The following is a 1,576-nucleotide window of genomic DNA, read 5'->3' on the forward strand; positions in this document are numbered from 1 at the left end:
TCGTACTGGAAGCGCTCGGCATCGCCGCGTGCGCTGAAGTCGCCATCGGCGGCCGCTTGTGCCAGCTGCTTGATCTCCCCGTTCATCGCGCCCAGGTTGGCCTTGACTTGCGCCATGGTGTCGGTAAAGACGGCTTTGTCGCCGGGCAGCTTGTCCATGTCTTCGCTGAGATCGCCGATCGCGTAACGGCCCATGATGTGCGCCAGCCGGGTCATGACTGCCACGTGCGAAGCCGCCAGATCGTTGTTGTCGCGCACGATGGTGGCATAGTCACCGGGAAATGCAGATTCGTCCACGCGATAGTTCAATTCGCCCAGATCATGCCTGCGCTTCATTTCCAGCTGTCCGCGCGACACTTCCTGCAGCTGCTGTTGCATCTTGCTCATGCTGGCCAACAGCCGACCGGTTTCGTCGGTACCACTGCCATCCACTGCAATCGACAACTTGCCAGCGGCGATCGCATCGGCCACCTGGGTGGCGGTATTCAGCCGGTTGACCAAGCGGCGGCGAATCAACCAGCCGCTCGCCGAGGCCACCAATACTGCGATACCGCTGCCGATCAGCATCGACCAGCGACTGCGCGTCTTGGCTGCCATCATCGTGGCGCTGCGCTTGATCAGCAAGCCGTTTTCCTGCGCCTCGAAGTCGACCAGCAGCTGCCGCATCTTGTTCATCGCTGCGCGCTCATGGCCGGCCTTGAACTGCGTCAGCACCTCGGAAAACGCAGCACTGCTGCCGCGCAAAGCGATCAGCTCCTCCTCATGCCCCATAAACTGGTCGTAGATGGCATGCAAGCTCTGGAGGCGTTCCTGCTGAACAGGGTTGTCCGATGTCAACGCCTTCGCGCGCGCGAACTCCTTTTCGAACTGCGCCATGCCATTCCTGTATGGCGCCAGGTTCGCGTCGTCTCCAGAGAGCAGGTAGCCACGCGCACCGGTTTCGATATTGATCGACGCGATGGACATCGCACGGCCGGTGGCGATGACCTGATAGGTGTGATCGTTCATGGCGACCGCCTCGGCGAGTTCCGACTGTCCTCGCAGTCCGACTGTCGCGACGATCAGCAGCACGACCACCACGATGCCAAAACCAAGCACGAGTTGAGTCGACAGGCTGAGTTGTTTCATTGGTTGCCTCTGTATGCAGGAATATGAGTGATGGATCTGACCGAACGCTGCCCTGGAACCGGGTCGTCGCATTGGCATGACAGGCCATCCGGTGGCTCTGACACCCGGCAACACCTGCTCGAAGGATTAGCGGCAACCGTTGCGCTGATCTGAATGGGGTATGTCAAAAAATCACGCCGTCTAGACATCCGTTATGGATGTGTTTTGTATTGCTGGCGCAGTGAGCATGCGTGGACTGGCTTGATCGACCCAGATGCCGATGTCCGTTGGTGCAGCAGATCCATCAGTGCAGGCGTTGCTGCAGGTAGGTGTCCAGTGAATTGCAGCGTCTGCTTACCGCAGGGCGAAATAATGCATAGAAAAGCGGCGCTGATTAACAGCGCCGCTTGGATGGTGCGTTGACTGTAGATGGAGCGTTGCGTCAGAACTCCTGCCAGCTGGTGTCGTTG

At 59.3% G+C, this 1,576-nt stretch carries 2 protein-coding genes; both read right to left on the minus strand.

Annotated features, from left to right (window positions below; genetic code table 11):
• On the minus strand, positions 1-1,007 hold a 1,007-nt coding region (locus Y887_RS17170), incomplete at its 3' end, for a CHASE3 domain-containing protein (RefSeq protein WP_046965504.1).
• Positions 1,008-1,318: 311 nt separating this feature from the next.
• Positions 1,319-1,576, minus strand: a 258-nt coding sequence (locus tag Y887_RS21125) for a hypothetical protein (RefSeq protein WP_211256999.1), incomplete at its 5' end; no start/stop codon positions are given.

Origin of the sequence: Xanthomonas pisi DSM 18956, from assembly GCF_001010415.1 — a bacterium.
GTDB lineage: Bacteria > Pseudomonadota > Gammaproteobacteria > Xanthomonadales > Xanthomonadaceae > Xanthomonas > Xanthomonas pisi.